The sequence below is a fragment of the Streptomyces racemochromogenes genome, assembly GCF_039535215.1.
Lineage (GTDB): Bacteria > Actinomycetota > Actinomycetes > Streptomycetales > Streptomycetaceae > Streptomyces > Streptomyces racemochromogenes.
Genome location: NZ_BAAAWT010000001.1, coordinates 729,086 through 746,186, shown reverse-complemented (window position 1 = coordinate 746,186; position 17,101 = coordinate 729,086). Strand labels below are relative to the sequence as shown.

Below are 17,101 nucleotides of genomic sequence, written 5' to 3'. Positions count from 1 at the left end.
CACTCCTGGTCTCGGCCTGTGGTACCGCCCGGCTCCGGTCAGCCGAGCCCCCGCCGCCCCGCCGCCGCCGCGCCCGGGTCCCAGCCGCGGCGGGGGACGGAGTCGAGCAGGAGCCGGGTGTACGGGTGCTGCGGGGCGTCCAGGACCTGGTCGGTCGGGCCCGATTCCACGACCCTCCCCGACTTGAGCACCAGTACCTCGTCCGCGATGTGCCGGACCACCGCCAGGTCGTGGGTGACGAAGAGGTAGCCGACGCCGGCCTCGCGGCGGATCGCCGCGAGCAGTTCGAGGATCTGCGCCTGGACGGAGACGTCGAGCGCCGCGACGGCCTCGTCCAGCACGAGGACCCCGGGCTCCACCGCGAGGGCGCGTGCGATGGCCACGCGCTGGCGCTGCCCGCCGGAGAGGCGGCGCGGGAGCGCCGAGGCCTCGCGTGGGCCGAGGCCGACCTGCTCCAGGAGCTCGGCGGCCCGGGCCCGGCGGGCGGCCGCGTCCAGCCGGGTGTGGAGCCGCAGGACCTCGTCCACGCATCCGGCCGCCGTTACCCGGGGGTCCAGCGACAGGTAGGGGTCCTGGAAGACCATCTGGATCTCCCGCGCCCGGGCGAGCCGTTCGGCCCGGCCGCGGACCCGTGCCGTACGGTCCCGGCCGCCCAGGCGTACGGTGCCGGCGTCCGGGCGTTCCAGGCCGACGAGCATGCGCGCCGTGGTGGTCTTGCCGCTGCCGGACTCCCCGACGACGGCGAGCGAGGCTCCCGGTGCCAGGGTGAACGACACGTCGTCGACGGCGGCGTGGTCGCCGTACCGCTTGCACAGCCCCTGGACGACGAGTTCGCGGGTCGGGGTGGTCGTCACAGCGTGATCCCTTCGTCGGCGCGGTGGCACGCGGCGAGGCCGTCGCCGTACCGCGCGAGTGCGGGTGTCTCCTCGGTGCAGCGCGGCAGGGCGTGGACGCAGCGCGCGGCGAAGGCACAGCCCGGCGGCGCCTCGGCGAGCGAGACGGGGCGGCCGGGGACGGGCCGGGGGGCCGGGGAGCCCCGTTCGATACGCGGGGTGCAGGCGAGCAGCCCCGCCGTGTAGGGGTGGCGCGGCCGCTCGAACAGCTCGTCCGTGCCCCGGGTCTCGACGATCCGGCCCGCGTACATGACGTACACGCGGTCGCAGACGGCGGAGGCGAGTTCGAGGTCGTGGGTGACGAAGAGCAGGCCCGTGCCGCGCTCGGCGCGCAGCCGGGTGAGGATCGCGATGACCTCCGCCTGGGTCGTGACGTCCAGGGCGGTGGTCGGCTCGTCGGCCACGAGCAGGGCGGGTTCGGCCGCGAGCGCCGCGGCGATGACCACCCGCTGGAGCATGCCGCCGGAGAACTCGTGCGGACGGCGGCGCAGGGCGCCCCGCGGATCGCGGATGCCGACGGCGTGGAGGAGCTCCTCGGCCCGGGCGGTGGCCGTGGCGGCGGGGGTTCCGGCCGCGCGCAGGCCCTCGGTGAGGAAGTCGCCGATCCGGCGCAGCGGGTTGACGGAGGACCGCGGGTCCTGGAAGACCATCGCGACCTGCCGGGCCCGCAGCGCGGTCCGTTCGGCGCGGTTCATGGTGAGCACGTCCCGGCCGGCGACCCGGACGTGCCCGCTGGTGCGGGCGCCCGCGGGCAGCAGCCCGAGGACGCTGCGGCAGGCCACCGACTTGCCGGAGCCGGATTCGCCGACGAGGCCGACCGTCTCGCCGGGCAGCACCCGCAGGCTGACGCCGTCCAGGATGGGCCGGGCCGCCCGGTCGGCCGCCAGGCGGACGCCGAGCCCGTCGATCTCCAGGACGGGCGGCCCGTCGGGCGGGGGGTTCTCCTCGGTCATGGCGTTCACCGTTCCCGCCTCGCGATCCGGTCGGCGAGCCCCTCGCCGACGATGCCGAACGCCACCACCGCGAGCACGATGCACGCCGAGGGGGCCAGGGCGGGCAGCATCGCCCCTTGCTGGACGGCCGACTGGCCCTCGTTGATCATGGCTCCCCAGTCGGCGGCGGGCGGTTGCACGCCGAAGCCGAGGAAGGAGAGCGCCGCCAGGTCCATCAGCGCGTACCCGAAGTTCATCGCGGACTGGGCGAAGACGGTCGGGGCGATGTTCGGCAGCAGGTGCCGCAGGCATACGTTCCACCCGGACCAGCCCTGCACCCGGTAGGCCTCGATGTACGGGCGGGCCTTCTCCTGGCGCGCGATCCCGCGCACCAGCCGTCCCACGTACGGGGTGTAGGCCACCGCCATGGCGATCACGGGCGCGGTCATGCCGGAGCCGACGACGGACACGAGCAGGATCGCGAGCAGCAGGCCGGGGACCGCGAAGACCATGTCCATCGAGCGGGACAGGACCGAGTCCGCCCAGCCGCCGCGCCAGGCCGCCACGACGCCGAGCAGGGTGCCGAGGAGGGTGGAGACCCCGACGACGAGCAGGGGGCCGAGCAGGCCGGTGCGGGCGCCGTGGAGCAGCCGGGACAGGACGTCCCGCCCGGACTGGTCGGTGCCGAGGAGGTGGTCGCCGGTGGTGCCGACGAGCGGCGAGGAGAGGTCGAGCACCTCGGGGTCGTACGGGGCGAGGACGGGTGCGAGGAGCGCGACCAGCACGAGGGCGGCGAGCACCGCCACCGAGGCCGTGAACAGCGGGCCCTGGCCGAGTCCGCGCAGGAGGCGCAGACCGGGCCGGCGGCGCAGCGGCACGGGAGCCGCGCCGGGCGGGGAGGCCGCGGAGGGCGTGGTGAGGGTCATGAGGAGCCTTCCCCGTGGAGGGACAGCCGGGGGTCGATGAGGGGGACGAGCAGGTCCACGGCGAGGTTCACCAGGACGAAGGCCGCCACGCTGAGCAGGGTGACCGCCTGTACGACGGCGAAGTCCTTGGCGGTCACGGACTGCACGAGCAGGGAGCCGAGCCCCGGTACGTCGAAGGCGGTCTCGACGATCGAGGTGCTGATGAGCAGTCCGGCGAGCATCGTGCCGCCGACGGTGACGACCGGGCCCAGGGCGCCCCGCAGCACGTGCTTGCGCACCACGGTCCACGGTGCGACGCCGCGGGCGTGCGCCACCTCGACGTGCTCGCGGCCGAGCTCGTCCAGCATCGCCGAACGCGTCACCCGGGCTAGCATGCCCGCGAAGGTCAGCGCCAGGGCGAAGGCCGGCAGCGTCAGGTGGTACAGCCGGTCCGAGAAGCCCGCGGGGGTGCCTCCCGGGCCCGGGAACCAGCCCAGCCGGACGGAGAAGAGCGACACGAGCGCGATGGCGGTGACGAACGAGGGGGTCGCCGTGGCGACGCCGGTGCCGATGAGCACCGCGCGGTCCGGCAGGCCCGGCCGCAGCGCCGCGAGGACGCCGCCCGCCACCCCGAGGACGGCGACCAGCAGGGCCGCGTACCCGACGAGCAGGGCGGTGCCGGGCAGCCGCGAGCCGATGAGCGCCGTCACGTCCTGGTGGAACTGCGCGGAGCGGCCGAAGTCGCCGCCCAGGACACCGCCGAGCCACTTCGCGTACTGCACGGGCAGCGGGTCGTCCAGGTGGTACTGGGAGCGCAGGGCCGACACGGCCTCGGGGGTGGCGGGGCGGCCGTGGAGCAGGAAGGACACCGGGTCGCCGGGGGCGAGGTGGAGGGAGCCGAAGACCACGAGGGAGGTCACGAACAGCACCGTCACCAGGCCGAGGAGCCGTCCGACGAGGTAGCGGGTCATCGCTTCGCGGCCCCGATCGTCGCGGCCCACGGGTAGTACAGCTGCGCGATCCCGGTCGGCGCGCCGGTCACCCGGTCGCCGAGGAAGACCGAGTAGGGCGCCTCGTAGACGGGGATGACCGGCAGCTCGCGCAGCGCGATCCGCTGGAGCGCGGCGGTCAGCTCGGCCCGTTCGGCGGGGTCGGGCTGCGCGTTGGCCTGGTCGAAGGCGGCGTCGTACTCGGCGTTCGACCAGCTGCCGTAGTTCCCGAAGTCCCCGGTGCGCAGGTACTGGTAGAACTCCAGCGGGTCGGGGGTGTTGTCGTACCCGTTGGTGATGACCAGGTCGAGGCCGGCGCGTGCGCCCGGGTCGGTGAAGATGCTGCTGTACGCCTCCGGGGCGACGGACTTGAGCCGGACGTCGAGGCCGATCCGGCGGCCGGCGGCCTGGACGGCGTTGGCGACGACGCTGATCTCGGGTGCGAGCGTGCTCGTGGCCAGGGTGACCGTGCGGCCGGTCGCCCCCGCCTCCCGTACGAGCTCCTGCGCGGCCTTGACGTCGAACGACGGCTCGGGCACGGCGTCGAAGAGCGAGGCGGTCTTCTCCGGGGCCAGCGACCAGGCGCCGCGCGCGGCCGGAGCCTTGGCCGGGTAGCCGACGCCGCCGGCCGCCGCCTTGACGATGTTCTTCCGGTCGAGCGCGAGCGACAGGGCCTTGCGGACCTTGAGGTCGCCGAGCGTGCCGTGGAAGTCGAGGACGGCCAGGTTCGCCGCGGCGGTGTTGGGGCCGAAGAGGACCGATCCCTTGCCGCTGCCCCGCAGCTGCGCCAGCGAGGAGGAGGGCACCATGTACCCGCCGTCGGCGGTCCCCGAGAGGAAGGCGTTGGCCCGGGCGGCGGCGTCCTCGATGAACGTGAACTTCACGGCGGCGGACTTGGGGGTCAGCGACCGGTCCCAGTAGTCGGCGCTCTTCTTGAGGGTGATGCTCTCGCCCTGCGCCCACTGGTCGAGGGCGAACGGGCCGGTGCAGTTGACCGTGCCCTTCGGGGTGCCGTAGTCCTTGCCGGCCTTGGCCAGGGTGGCCGCGCTCTCTACGGTGCCGGGGGAGGCCGCCATGAGTTCGTTCAGGAGGACGTCCGGCCGGGAGAGCCGGAGCGTGACCTCCAGGGGGCCGGTCTTCTCGACGGCGGTGACGTTCTTGAACGCCGAGGCCCAGGGGGATCCGGTCTCCGGGTTCCGGTGGCGGTCCAGGGAGGCGACCACGTCGTCGGCGGTCATCGTCGTCCCGTCGTGGAACTTCACTCCGGGCCGCAGGGTGTAGACCAGCGTGCGGGGGTCGGGCTGCGCGTACTTGACGGCGAGACCGGGCTCGATCTTCAGGTCGGGCGTGACCCGCAGGAGCTGCTCGCAGACGTTGGCGAGCACGGTGTTCGGCGGGTAGTCGTACGCGAGGGCGTAGTCGAGCGTGTAGGGCTCGGCGTACAGGGACCAGGTGAACGAGTCCAGGGCGCCCTGCGCGGGCGGTGAGGTCGCGGTGACCTGGTAGCCGCCGACGCCGTCGGCGGACCGGGGAGCGGAGGCGCCCGAGCAGGCGCTGGTGGTGGCCGCGAGGGCGGCGGTACAGGCGAGGAGCGTGGCGATCCTGGGCGTGCGCATGCAGACCCACCCCTTTACGGGTGTAGTGACGGGCGCTGGGGGATGGAGCGAGTATTGATGCGGGAACGTTCCCGCACAAGGCTTTGCGGGAACGGTTTTGCAGAGGTCACGGGGGTGGCAGCATCGTCCCCATGACCGATGTTCCAAGGCATGGCGAAGCCGCCCCGCAGCCCGCCCCGCGCGTCCGGCTCGTCGACGTGGCCCGCGAGGCGGGGCTGTCCAAGACGACCGTCTCGGCGGCCCTCAACGGCACCGGACGCCTCTCCGCCGAGGTGCGGGAGAAGGCGCGCGAGACCGCGCGCGTCATGGGCTATCGGCCCAACGCGACGGCCCGCCAGCTGCGCACGGGACGGGCCCGGCTGATCGGGTACATGGTCGGAGAGTTCGCCGACACCCCCTGGTCCTTCCTGGAATCGCCGTACTTCGCCAGGCTCACCGGCGCCACCGCCGCGACCGCGCTGCAACGCGGCTACGCCGTGGTGCTGCTGCCCGCCGGCTCCCTTCAGGGCGAGTGGGCCGGCCTGCCGCTCGACGCGGTGGTCGTCGCCGACCCCGTCCCCGACGACCGGGTCGTCGGCGACCTGCTCGCCGCCCGCATCCCGGTGTTCAGCGACCGCTCCGTCGAGGGGCGGCCGGGGGCCTACTGGGTGGACGTCGAAGCCGGACCGGCCGTGTGCGGCACCCTGGACCACCTCCGGGAACAGGGGGCCCGGCGGCCCGCGATGGTGCTGCCCGACAGCACCACCCGGTTCCACCGGGAGGTGCTCGCCGCCTACCGGGGCTGGTGCGCCGCCCACGGCGTGGCGGAGCGGATCGGGTACGCCGAGGCCCCCGGCAACGGACCGGTCGTACGGGCGGTCGAGACCGCCCTGGCGGGTGACGGGGAGGGGCCGGACGGGCTGCGCCCCGACGCCCTCTTCCTGGTGGCCGAGGCGAGCCCGCCCCTCGTCCTGGAGGCGGCGCGCCGCCAGGGCTACGAGGTGCCCGGGGACCTGCTCCTCGCCTGTGTGAGCGAGGACGTCACGGCCGCGCACACCGAGCCGCCGGTGACGACGCTGAGCCTGCGGCCCGAGGAGATCGCGCAGGCCGGTGTCGAACTGCTCGTGGCGGTCCTGGAGGAGGGCCGGCGGGAGTCGGCCGGGGTGCTCGTGCCGACCCGGCTCGACGTACGGGCGTCCTCCCTACGGCGCCCCGGAGCGGCGTCGGCCCCTCAGGCGCAGTGGACGAGCCTGCCCCCGACGTAGGTCCGCTCCACCCTCGCCTCGGCGATCTCCTGCGGGGGCGCGGCGAAGACGTCCCGGTCCAGGACGACCAGGTCGGCGAGGTGGCCGGGGCGCAGGCTGCCCGCGTCGTCGAGGCCGTTCACATGGGCGGAGCCGGCCGTGTAGGCGGCCAGCGCGGTCGCGAGGTCGAGGCGCTGTTCGGGCAGGAAGACCCGGTCGTCGGCGGGATCGGCCTCGGGGTCCCTGCGGTTGACGGCCACGTGGATGCCCGCGAGCGGGTCGGGGCTGCTGACGGGCCAGTCGCTGCCGGCGGCCAGGGTGGCGCCGGCCCGCAGCAGATCACCGAAGGGGTACTGCCAGGCCGCGCGCTCCGGCCCGAGGAAGGGGATGGTCAGCGCGTCCATCTGCGGTTCGTGCGCGGCCCACAGCGGCTGGATGTTGGCGATGGCGCCGAGCCGGGCGAAGCGGGCCAGGTCGTCGGGGTGGACGACCTGGAGGTGGGCGAGGTGGTGGCGGTTGCCGCGCCGGCCGTTGGCGGCCACGGCGGCTTCCAGGGCGTCGAGGGCCTCGCGGACGGCCCGGTCGCCGAGGGCGTGGAAGTGGATCTGGAACCCGAGGGCGTCGAGCTCGGCCACGTACCCGCGCAGCGCCACGGGGTCGACGAAGCTCAGGCCGGTGTTGGCCGTCGCGCAGCCGCAGCCGTCGAGGTACGGGGCGGTCATCGCGGCCGTGAAGTTCTCGGCGATCCCGTCCTGCATGATCTTCACCGAGCCGGCCCGGAAGCGTCCGTGGCTCAGCTTCTCCCGCAGCGCGACCAGTTCCCCGATCTGCTCGGCACCGCGGTCCCGGTCCCACCAGAGCGCGCCGGTCACCCGGGCGGTGAGCGAGCCGTCCCGGGCGGCGGTGACGTAGGCGTCCGAGGGATCGGGCTTGCCGCCGAACACGCCGAGCAGCGCGTCCTGCCAGCCGGTGATGCCGAGCGAGTGCAGCAGTTCCTGGGCCCGCAGCAGGCCGGCCAGCCGGCCGGCGGGGGTGCCGGCGGGCACGAGACGGGAGACCAGCGCGGTGGCTCCCTCCTGGAGCACCCCGCTGGGACCGCCGTCCGGCTCCCGTTCGATGCGGCCGTCGGCGGGGTCCGGGGTGGCGGCGGTGATCCCGGCGAGTTCGAGGGCCCGCGTGTTGGCCCAGGCGCCGTGGTGGTCGCGGTTGACGAGGAACGCCGGCCGGTCCGGGACCACGGAGTCCAGCAGCTGCCGGGTGGGCAGCCCGCCGTCGAAGCTCTCCATCGACCAGCCGCCGCCGGTGATCCACGCGTGGTCCGGGTGGGCGTCCGCGTACGCCCGGATGCGGGTCAGGTACTCCGGGACGCCGACCGTACCGGTCAGATCGCACTCGGCCAGCTCCGTACCGCCGTAGACGGCGTGGACGTGGGCGTCCTGGAACCCGGGGACCAGCAGCTTCCCGGTCAGGTCGACGACCTCGGTGCGGGGGCCGATCAGCTCCCGTACCTCGTCGTGGCCGACGGCCGCGATCCGGTCGCCGACGACGGCGAGCGAGGTCGCCCGCGTGCGGGCCGGGTCGACGGTGAAGACGGGACCGCGGGTGAAGACCAGATCTGCCTTGGTCATACGGAGCTCCAGTACGAGGGGCGACAGTGGGGGGACGGGGACATGGAAGCCGGGCGGCCGTTTACACGTCAATGGTGTTGTCGTAAGGTCCGTGCATGTCAGAACGCGTGGTTCCCGAAGCCGGCCGCCGGCGCCGCCGGCCGACCAAGCAGGGCGCCGTGCTCTCCGAACGGCTGATCGTCGACACCGCCCTGCGCCTGATCGCGCAGCACGGCGCCGCGGCCCTCTCGGCGCGCAGGCTCGGGGCGGCGCTCGGCGCCGACCCCAGCGCCCTCTACCGCTACTTCCGCAACACCGACGCCCTGCTCCTCGCCCTCTCCGACGAGCTGATCGGCCGCGCGCAGGAGGGCTGGACGGCCACCGGGGACTGGCGGACGGACCTGCGCGCGATCGGGCTGCGCATCCACGCCTGCTACCAGTCCAACCCCCAGGCCGCGCTCCTCACGGCGCACCGCACGACGGGGCGGCGCCACGAGACACGGGCCGTCGAGAGGATCCTCGCCACCCTGCGCTCGGCGGGATTCCCCGACGCCCTCGCCGTACGGATCTACCACGCCTTCGTGGACCAGGCGCTGGCCTTCGCCGCGCAGGACGCCGCCGCGCGCGCCCTGCCGGAGGCGGCCCGGGTGGCGGACGAGGAGGTCTGGCACGAGGTGTACGGCAGGCTGCCGCCCGAGACCCACCCGAACATCGCGGCGACGTTCCCGCTGCTCGCCGCCGACATGAGGGACAGCGGCTACCCCTTCGCCCTGGAGCTGATGCTCGCCGCGGTGGCGGCGCTGCACCCGGCGGCGGACGGCGGCTGACACGCGCCCGGCACGCGCAAGGGGGACGGCCGCCGTGTGCGGCCGCCCCCGGGTGGTTGCGTACGTCAGGCGTAGAAGCGGTACACGGCCTGGGCGACGCACGCCGGCTTGTCACTGCCGTCGATCTCCACGGTCAGGTCCGCGACGACCTCGACGCCGCCCTTGACGTCCTCGACGGACACCACCCGGCCGTGCGTCCGGATCCTGGACCCGACGCGCACCGGCGCGGGGAAACGGACCTTGTTCAGGCCGTAGTTGACCTTCATCGACACGCCCTCGACGTCGAGCAGCTCGCTCCACATCGGGATGAGCAGGGAGAGCGTCAGATAGCCGTGGGCGATGGTGGCGCCGAACGGACCCGCGGCCGCCCGCTCCGGGTCGACGTGGATCCACTGGTGGTCGCCGGTGGCGTCGGCGAAGGTGTCGACCCGCGGCTGGGCGATCTCGACCCAGGCGCTGTGCCCGAGGTCGGCGCCGGACCGGTTGCGGATCTCGTCGATCCCGTGGACGGTGACGGACATGGCGGTGCTCCTTGACTGGTGGGGGTGGTGGGGGTGGTGGGGGCGGACCGGTCTCAGTTGCCGGTGCCGTAGCGCGCCCGGATCGGGTCCTTGAGCAGCTTGCCGGTGGCGTTGCGGGGGAGTTCGGGAGCCAGGACGATGCTCCGCGGGATCTTGTAGCGGGCGAGCCGGTCCTCCAGATGGGCGATCAGCCGCGCGGGCGTGGGTGCGGCACCCGCGCGCAGGACGACGACGGCCCGTCCGACCTCGCCCCATCTGGGGTCGGGTACGCCGATGACGGCCGCCTCGGCCACGTCGGGGTGTTCGAGCAGGGCGTCCTCCACCTCGGCCGGGTAGACGTTCTCCCCGCCCGAGATGAACATGTCCTTCAGGCGGCCCACGAGTCGTACGTAGCCGTCCGCGTCGACCGTGGCCACGTCGCCCGAGCGGAACCGCCGCCCGTCGAGGAAGGCCGCCTCCGTCGCCGCCGGGAGGTTCCAGTAGCCGGGCGAGACGTTCGGGCCGGCGACCACCACCTCGCCCTCCTCACCGGGCACGGTCTCCTCGCCCGAGGGCCGCAGGACCCGTACGTCGGTGAAGAAGTGCGGCACGCCCGCCGAACCGGCGTGCGTCAGCGAGTCGGACCGGTCCAGGACCAGGGCCCCCGGCGCGGTCTCCGTCATCCCGTACCCCTGGACGAAGGCCAGGCCCCGGTCCAGATAGGCGCGCGCCGTACGGCCCGGCACCGGGGCGCCGCCGCACAGCAGGGTGCGCAGGCTCGACAGGTCCGCCTCGGCCCAGCCGCTCGCGGCGGCCATCGCGTCGTACATCGTCGGTACCCCGAACATGCGGGTCACCCGGTGCTCCTCGATGAGCCCCAGGCTGCGCTCCGCGTCGAAGGAGGACTCCAGGACGACGGTGCCGCCCTTCAGCAGGGTGGGCAGGCAGCTCATGTTCAGTGCGGCGGTGTGGAACAGCGGCGCGCAGACCAGGGCCACCTCGTCGCCGGCGAGGTCGGTGTCGACCAGCACGTTGAGGCTGTTCCAGACGAGGTTGCCGTGGGTGAGGACGGCGCCCTTGGACCGGCCGGTGGTGCCCGAGGTGTACATGATGAGGCACACGTCCTCGTGCCCCACCTCCTCGTCGACCGGCTCGGTGGCGGCGGCCGCGAGCAGTTCCTCGTAGGGCAGCCCCGGTCCCGGACCGACGGCGAGGAGCGTGGGAATCCGTGCGCCCGCCGCGAGTTCGGCGACCCGTTCCTCCGGGGTCCTGGCGTGGACCAGGACCCCGCTGCCCGAGTCGGTCAGCTGGTGCAGCAGCTCGGGCACGGCGAGCCGGGTGTTGAGCGGGACGAAGACGGCGCCGAGCAGTCCGGTGGCGAACAGCGTCTCCAGGTAGGCGGGATGGTTGGGGCCGAGGTAGGCGACCCGGTCCCCGCGTCCGACGCCGGCGCCGCGCAGGGCGTGGGCGAGACGGGTGGAGCGTTCGTGGAGTTCGGCGTAGCCGACCGCGCGGCCCTCGTACAGGAGGGCGGTGCGCCGGGGGGTCTTCCGGCCGCGGCGGGCGGGCCAGGAGCCGATGCCCTGATTGCGCACGGTCAGCCCTCGCTCCGGGTCAGGCCCAGCAGCGCGGCCGCGTTCTCCTTGAGGATCTTCGGACGCACCTCGTCCTTGATCGGCAGTGCGGCGAAGTCGGCCAGCCAGCGGTCGGGGGACAGGAGCGGATAGTCGGAGCCGAACAGCACCTTGTCCTTGAGCAGGGTGTTGGCGTACTGGACCAGGCGCGGCGGGAAGTACTTCGGGGACCACCCCGAGAGGTCGATGTACACCTGCGGCTTGTGCGTGGCCACCGCGAGCGCCTCGTCCTGCCAGGGGAAGGACGGGTGGGCGAGGATGATCCGCATCCCGGGGAAGTCCGCGGCGACGTCGTCCACGTCCATGGGGTTGGAGTACTTCAGCCGGACGCCCCCGCCACCGGGAGCGCCCGCGCCGATGCCGGTCTGGCCGGTGTGGAAGACGGCGATGGCGCCGGCCTCCTCGATGGCCTCGTACAGCGGGTACGCCATCCGGTCGTTCGGGTGGAACGCCTGGATGTTCGGGTGGAACTTGAAACCGCGCACCCCGAAATCCGCGACGAGGCGGCGGATCTGACGGACCGCCGCCCTGCCCTTGTACGGATCGACCCCGGCGAACGGGATGATCACGTCGGGGCTGGCCAGGGCGGCCTCGGCGATCTCCTCGTTCGGCACCGGCGGGACGCCGGTGGCCGACTCCGCGTCGACGGTGAACACCACGCACGCCATCCGGCGTTCGCGGTAGTACGCGGCGATCTCCGGCAGCGTGGGATGGCGGTGCTCGGCCTTGAAGTAGGCGCCCGCGGCCCGGTCGAGCTCGGCCGAGAGCGAGGCGCAGCCCTTCGAGGAGACCTCCGCGTGGGTGTGGACGTCGATGGCGACGAGCTCGTCGGGATTCGGCACGGCCTTGCTCCTCACAGCTGCGGGGCGGGGATGCCGACGGTCTGCGGGGTGCGGCCCACCGTCAACGGCCAGGCCGCCGCGATGGCTTCGGCGCTCCAGCCGCCGTCGGCGTACGCGACCGACACCTCCTGCGGGTGCGACCACAGGGCGAGCTTGTCGCCGCCGATGCCGATGCACTGGCCGGTGACACCGGCGGAGGCGTCCGAGGCGAGGAAGGCCACCAGCCCCGCGACGTCCTCGGGCGTGCCGAAGCCCTCGCCCTTGCGCAGGCCGTCGGGGAAGGCGGTGCCCTCCCGCTCCAGCGCCTCGACGTGCGGGGTGAAGGCGGGGATGGTCCGCGTCATCGCGGTCGCGGCGACCGGGATGACGGCGTTCGCGGTGATGCCGGCCCTGCCCAGCTCCATGGCCCAGGTGCGCACCATCGCGGCGATGCCGGCCTTGGCGGCGGCGTAGTTGGTCTGGCCGAAGTTGCCGCGCTGGCCGGCGGGGGAGCCGGCGGCCACGATCCGTCCGCCCCCGCCCTGGGCGCGCATCCGTTCCACGGCGGCGCGGACGCAGGTGAAGGTGCCGCGCAGGTGCACCTGGACGACGGTGTCGAAGTCCTCGTCCGTCATCTTCCACAGGACCCGGTCCCGCAGGACACCGGCGTTGGTGACCATGGCGTCGAGCCGGCCGTAGCTGTCGACCGCGCGGGCGACGAGGGCCTCGGCGGCCTCCGTGGAGCCGACCGGCACCACCTCGGCGACGGCGCGGCCGCCGGCCCCGGTGATCTGCCGCACGGCCGCGTCGGCCGCCTCGGCGTCCACGTCGTTGACCACCACGGCCGCGCCCGCGGCGGCGAGCGAGCGGGCGTAGGCGAGGCCGAGACCGCGGCCGCTGCCGGTGACCACGGCCACCTTGCCGGAGAGATCCAACTGAGCCATGAGAGGGGGTCCTTCCCGTAGGCCGGGGGCGGGACGCGGGGAGCCGCGGCCTGGGGCACGCACCGGCGGCGCCAAAGCTAGGCATAATTTTGTCTGCGGTCAATGAACTGCCGAATGTTGGGGTGGGTGGGCAGGTCCCGCGCCTACGCTGTCCCCCGTGACCCCTCCCGATCCGAAGCGGCGGCCGCAAGCCGAGCCCGACGCGGCCGGCCCCGGCGCCGCGGCCCGCCCCCAGTCCCTGATGCTGACCTTCTTCGGCATCCACGTCCTCGGCACCGGCACCGCCCTGTCCTCGGCGAGCGTGATCGACGCCTTCGCCCGGGTCGAGGTGGGCGAGGACGCCGTGCGCTCGACCCTGACCCGGATGGTCGGCCGCGGCCTGCTCGAACGGCACCGCCGCGGTCGCCGGATGTACTTCTCGCTCACGGCCCGGGCGGCCGCGGTACTCGCCGACGGGGAGGAGCGGGTCCAGCGGACGGGCGCCGTCAACCGGGCCTGGGACGGCACCTGGACCCTGGTCGGCTTCTCGCTGCCCGAGTCCTGGCGCCGCGAACGGCACGACCTGCGCTCCCGGCTCGTCTGGGCGGGCTTCGGCCCGCTGCAGAGCGGGCTCTGGGTCGCCCCCGGACGCGTGGACGTCGCGCCCATCGCCGAGGAGCTCGGGCTCGGGGACCGTATCAGGGCCTTCCACGGCGAGGCCGCCGCGCCCACCGAGGCCGGACCCCTGCTCCGCACCGCCTTCGACGTCGACGCGATCGCCGAGGGCTACCGCTCCTTCCTGGACCGCTGGGGCGGCGGCACCGTGCCCGCCGAGGCGCGCGACGACCTGGGCCGCCTCCTGCTGCTGCACACCGACTGGCTCGACCTGGTGCGCCGCGACCCGCACCTGCCGGCCGAACACCTGCCCGCGCAGTGGCCCGCCGCACGCGCGGAGGCACTGTTCCGCGCACTCTCCGCGGACTTCGAGCCCGGGGCCCGGCGGATCGCCGAGGAGATCCTCGACCGCTGGGAGCCGGAGGCGTAGCCGCAGCGGGAGGCCCGGCCGGCCGGCGGGGGAGGCTTATGACAACACCATTGACCTTGCTGTGCGGCGGCGGGTCTCATGGTCGGCACCCCGGAGGGTCCGTGCGCTCGGACGCCTCCGCGAACCGAAGGAATCCCCATGGACCCCCTCACCTCGCTCAGGGATGCCGAGCCCCGCCCGTTCTGGCTCGACGACCCCCGCCGCCCCCATGCCGCCCCCGCCCTCGTGGGCGCGACCACCTGCGATCTCCTCGTCGTCGGCGGCGGCTACACCGGCCTGTGGACCGCCCTCCTCGCCAAGGAGCGCGACCCCTCCGCCGACGTGGTGCTCATCGAGGCGGACGAGGCCGGCGGCGCCGCCTCCGGCCGGAACGGCGGATTCTGCGAGTCCAGCCTCACCCACGGCCTGCGCAACGGACTCCAGCGCTGGCCCCGGGAGATCGACCTCCTGGAACGGCTCGGCCGGGAGAACCTCCAGGCCATCGAGGACGCCGTCCTGCGCCACGGGATCGACTGCGACTGGGAGCGCACCGGCTCCATCGTCGTGGCCACCGAGCCGTACCAGCTCGCCGGCCTCGCCGAGGAGGCCGAGGCCGCCGCCCGCCACGGAGGCGAGCCGGTCCTCCTCGACGGCGCGGCCGTCCGCCGCGAGATCGACTCCCCGACCTTCCTCGGCGGCCTGTGGAACAAGGACGACGTCGCCATGGTCAACCCGGTCCGGCTCGCCTGGGGACTCAAGAGCGCCTGCCTCGCCCTGGGCGTCCGGGTCCACGAGCACACCCCCGCCACCTCGCTCGCCGAACACGGGGCCGTGGTCGGCGTCCGCACGCCCTACGGCCGGATCACCGCCCGCCGCGTCGCCCTCGCCACCAACGCCCACCCCTCCCTGGTCCGGCGCCACCGCCCCTACACCGTCCCCGTGTACGACTACGCGCTGATGACCGAGCCCCTGACGCGGGCGCAGCTCGCCTCCGTGGGCTGGACGCGGCGCCAGGGCTTCGCGGACAGCGCGAACCAGTTCCACTACGTCCGCCTCTCCGCGGACAACCGCGTCCTGTGGGGCGGATACGACGCCGTCTACCGCTACGGCGGCCGCGTCCGCGCCGAACACGACCGGCGGCCCGAGACCTTCGCCACCCTCGCCCGCCACTTCTTCACGACCTTCCCGCAGCTGGAAGGGGTCCGGTTCACCCACTCCTGGGGCGGAGCCATCGACATGAGCACCCGCTTCTGCGTGTTCTTCGACACGAGCCACCACGGCAAGGTCTCCTACGCCGCCGGGTTCACCGGACTCGGCGTCGGCGCCAGCCGCTTCGGGGCGCAGGTGATGCTCGACCTCCTCGCCGCCGAACGCACCGAGCGCACCGGACTGCGGATGGTCCGCAGCAAGCCCCTGCCGTTCCCGCCGGAGCCGGTCCGGTCCGCCGGCATCGGCATCACCCGGTGGTCCCTGGCCCGCGCCGACCGCAGCCAGGGCCGCCGCAACCTCTGGCTGCGCGGCCTCGACCGCTTCGGCCTCGGCTTCGACAGCTGACGCCCCGCCCCACCCGCGTCGGCCCCGCCCCGCCCGGACGCTCCGGCCGGGGCGGTCGCCGTAAGGCTAGGCCGGCCGCATGCCCCTGGAGCGGGCGAGCGCCGACGCGGCGTCGGAACCGAGGAGGCCGAGGACCTCGCGGGCACGGCGCGGCTGCGTGGAGGACGCCAGGACGCCCGCGCTGAACACCGAGCTGATGGCGGCGTCCCCCGGCAGCGGGCCGATGACCACCACCCCCGGCAAGTCCATCAGCTCGCTGTGCTGTTGAAAGGCCAGATCGGCGTGGCCGGACGCCAGGAGGCTGCCCGCGGGCACCCCGGGGGGTGCCTGGACGAGCCGGTCCCCCAGCGGGCCGGCGAGACCCAGCCGGGTGATCAGGCCGACCAGGGACGTACCGCTGGGGCCCGTGGAGTACGCGACCCTCCGCGCCGACAGCAGCGCGGCCCGCAGGTCGGACTCCGATCCCAGTGCCGGAACCGGCGCTCCCTCCGGCACGGCGGCGACGACCGACGAAACCCACAGCGGGCGCACCGTGTCCGAGAGCAGGTGCCCCGCCCCGGCCAGTTCGGCCACGGCACCGTCGGCCAGCACGAGCAGATCGGCTCCGGCGCCCTCGCGCACCCGCCGTGCGGTCTCCACCCCGCCGGCGGCCTCGAAGCGCACCCCGATCCCGTGAGCGAGCCGGATGTGTTCGCAGAGCCCGGCCAGAATCGGCCGGGTCGCCATCGAGGAGAGACCGCGGATGTCTTCGTTCACGTCGATTCCCTGGTGTGCTGCGGATGATGGGGGGCACGGGTCCGGCGGCCCGGAACCCGTCTGCGAGACTGCCCGCGTGAGCACGACCGGGAGCACCGCGGCCGGCAAGGTCCTCAAGGTCCTCGCCGCCTTCGACCGTGAACACCCGTCGCGGACACTGTCCCAGATCGCCCAGCGCACCGGCCTGGCCCTCAGCACCGCGCACCGCGTGGTCGCGGAACTGGCGGAGTGGGGAGCGCTGGAGCGGGGCGAGGACGGGTCCTGGCACGTCGGGCTGAGGCTCTGGGAGATCACCTCGGGATGCCCGCGCACCCAGATCCTGCGTGACGCGGCCCTGCCGTTCATGCAGGACCTCTACGAGGCGACCCACGAGAACGTCCAGCTCGCGGTGCGGGAGGGCACGGAACTCGTCTTCGTCGAACGTATCACCGGGCACCGGTCGGTGCAGTTGTTGACGGAGGTCGGGACCCGGTTCCCCGTCGGCTCCACCGGGATGGGCCGGGTGCTGCTGGCACACGCACCGCGGGACATCCAGGAGGAGGTCCTCCGATCGCCGCTGCGCGCCTGGACCCCGCACACCGTCACCGACCCGAGGACGCTGCGCGCCCAGCTGGACCGCATCCGCCGCGAGCAGGTCTTCCTCAGCGACCGGCAGCTCTCCCATGACACGGTGGCCGTCGCCGCGCCCGTACGCATCGGCCGCGCCGGACCGGTCAGCGCCGCCCTGGGGATCGTCGTCGCCGCGAGTGGCGCCGGCGACGCGCGCGGGCTGCGCGAGCCGCTCCTGAGGGCGGCGTACGGGATCTCCGACGAGCTCGGCCGGCGGGCCCGCACGACGGCCTGACGCCACAACGGGCTTCCGCCTGACGGAAACACCGGCGACCGGCCGGGGCTCCG

16 protein-coding genes are annotated in these 17,101 nt (G+C 74.1%); 5 read left to right on the top strand and 11 right to left on the bottom strand.

What is annotated here, in order from left to right; translation table 11 throughout:
• Nucleotides 1–38: 38 nt before the first annotated feature.
• From ABD973_RS03495 to ABD973_RS03475, 5 genes are read right to left on the bottom strand one after another with little or no spacing between them, the layout of a single operon-like run.
• Nucleotides 39–854 (bottom strand): ABC transporter ATP-binding protein, encoded by an 816-nt coding sequence (locus tag ABD973_RS03495; protein WP_241253448.1) that lies wholly within the window; start codon nt 852–854, stop codon nt 39–41.
• The gene (locus ABD973_RS03490; protein ID WP_164721000.1) at nt 851–1,846 is read right to left on the bottom strand and encodes an ABC transporter ATP-binding protein; all 996 of its coding nucleotides are present in this window, start codon (nt 1,844–1,846) and stop codon (nt 851–853) included. Before ABD973_RS03490 ends, ABD973_RS03495 begins: the two co-directional genes overlap by 4 nt.
• A gap of 5 nt (nt 1,847–1,851) precedes the next feature.
• Nucleotides 1,852–2,751, bottom strand: a complete 900-nt coding sequence (locus ABD973_RS03485) for an ABC transporter permease (RefSeq protein ID WP_345498364.1) — start codon at nt 2,749–2,751, stop codon at nt 1,852–1,854.
• The gene (locus ABD973_RS03480) at nt 2,748–3,701 is read right to left on the bottom strand and encodes an ABC transporter permease (protein ID WP_125824276.1); all 954 of its coding nucleotides are present in this window, start codon (nt 3,699–3,701) and stop codon (nt 2,748–2,750) included. The genes ABD973_RS03485 and ABD973_RS03480 overlap by 4 nt, the downstream gene beginning before the upstream one ends.
• Nucleotides 3,698–5,335 carry an ABC transporter substrate-binding protein gene (locus tag ABD973_RS03475; RefSeq protein WP_125823276.1) on the bottom strand — a complete coding sequence of 546 codons (1,638 nt, stop codon included), beginning with the start codon at nt 5,333–5,335 and terminating at the stop codon, nt 3,698–3,700. Before ABD973_RS03475 ends, ABD973_RS03480 begins: the two co-directional genes overlap by 4 nt.
• A gap of 131 nt (nt 5,336–5,466) precedes the next feature.
• Here ABD973_RS03475 and ABD973_RS03470 point away from each other — a divergent pair, with 131 nt between their 5' ends.
• The gene (locus tag ABD973_RS03470) at nt 5,467–6,579 is read left to right on the top strand and encodes a LacI family DNA-binding transcriptional regulator (RefSeq protein WP_125823277.1); all 1,113 of its coding nucleotides are present in this window, start codon (nt 5,467–5,469) and stop codon (nt 6,577–6,579) included.
• On the opposite strand, the gene ABD973_RS03465 is transcribed toward ABD973_RS03470, so the two are convergent.
• Nucleotides 6,546–8,186 carry an amidohydrolase gene (locus tag ABD973_RS03465; RefSeq protein WP_345498359.1) on the bottom strand — a complete coding sequence of 547 codons (1,641 nt, stop codon included), beginning with the start codon at nt 8,184–8,186 and terminating at the stop codon, nt 6,546–6,548. The two genes, ABD973_RS03470 and ABD973_RS03465, sit on opposite strands and share 34 nt — an antisense overlap.
• A gap of 95 nt (nt 8,187–8,281) precedes the next feature.
• Here ABD973_RS03465 and ABD973_RS03460 point away from each other — a divergent pair, with 95 nt between their 5' ends.
• The gene (locus tag ABD973_RS03460; RefSeq protein ID WP_125823279.1) at nt 8,282–8,992 is read left to right on the top strand and encodes a TetR/AcrR family transcriptional regulator; all 711 of its coding nucleotides are present in this window, start codon (nt 8,282–8,284) and stop codon (nt 8,990–8,992) included.
• 65 nt (nt 8,993–9,057) lie between these two features.
• On the opposite strand, the gene ABD973_RS03455 is transcribed toward ABD973_RS03460, so the two are convergent.
• Genes ABD973_RS03455 through ABD973_RS03440 form a run of 4 tightly spaced genes read right to left on the bottom strand, consistent with a single transcriptional unit; the run spans nt 9,058 to nt 12,891 of the window.
• On the bottom strand, nt 9,058–9,513 hold the full coding sequence (locus tag ABD973_RS03455; protein WP_125823280.1) for a MaoC family dehydratase: 456 nt from the start codon (nt 9,511–9,513) through the stop codon (nt 9,058–9,060).
• A 53-nt stretch (nt 9,514–9,566) separates the two neighbouring features.
• Nucleotides 9,567–11,087, bottom strand: a complete 1,521-nt coding sequence (locus ABD973_RS03450) for an acyl-CoA synthetase (RefSeq protein ID WP_345498355.1) — start codon at nt 11,085–11,087, stop codon at nt 9,567–9,569.
• Between the two features lie 2 nt (nt 11,088–11,089).
• Entirely contained in the window at nt 11,090–11,968 is an 879-nt protein-coding gene (locus tag ABD973_RS03445) for an amidohydrolase family protein (protein ID WP_345498353.1), read from the bottom strand.
• 11 nt (nt 11,969–11,979) lie between these two features.
• Nucleotides 11,980–12,891: an SDR family NAD(P)-dependent oxidoreductase gene (locus tag ABD973_RS03440; protein WP_345498351.1), complete on the bottom strand. Its 912-nt coding sequence runs from the start codon at nt 12,889–12,891 to the stop codon at nt 11,980–11,982.
• 157 nt (nt 12,892–13,048) lie between these two features.
• Between ABD973_RS03440 and ABD973_RS03435 the strand changes: the two genes are divergently transcribed.
• Complete coding sequence (locus ABD973_RS03435; RefSeq protein ID WP_345498349.1) at nt 13,049–13,915, top strand: PaaX family transcriptional regulator; 867 nt, start codon at nt 13,049–13,051, stop codon at nt 13,913–13,915.
• A 138-nt stretch (nt 13,916–14,053) separates the two neighbouring features.
• The gene (locus ABD973_RS03430; RefSeq protein WP_345498347.1) at nt 14,054–15,448 is read left to right on the top strand and encodes an NAD(P)/FAD-dependent oxidoreductase; all 1,395 of its coding nucleotides are present in this window, start codon (nt 14,054–14,056) and stop codon (nt 15,446–15,448) included.
• A 66-nt stretch (nt 15,449–15,514) separates the two neighbouring features.
• Here ABD973_RS03430 and ABD973_RS03425 read toward each other — a convergent pair whose 3' ends face one another.
• On the bottom strand, nt 15,515–16,204 hold the full coding sequence (locus tag ABD973_RS03425; RefSeq protein WP_125823286.1) for a substrate-binding domain-containing protein: 690 nt from the start codon (nt 16,202–16,204) through the stop codon (nt 15,515–15,517).
• A 76-nt stretch (nt 16,205–16,280) separates the two neighbouring features.
• Between ABD973_RS03425 and ABD973_RS03420 the strand changes: the two genes are divergently transcribed.
• The gene (locus ABD973_RS03420; RefSeq protein ID WP_345498345.1) at nt 16,281–17,048 is read left to right on the top strand and encodes an IclR family transcriptional regulator; all 768 of its coding nucleotides are present in this window, start codon (nt 16,281–16,283) and stop codon (nt 17,046–17,048) included.
• Nucleotides 17,049–17,101 lie beyond the last annotated feature (53 nt).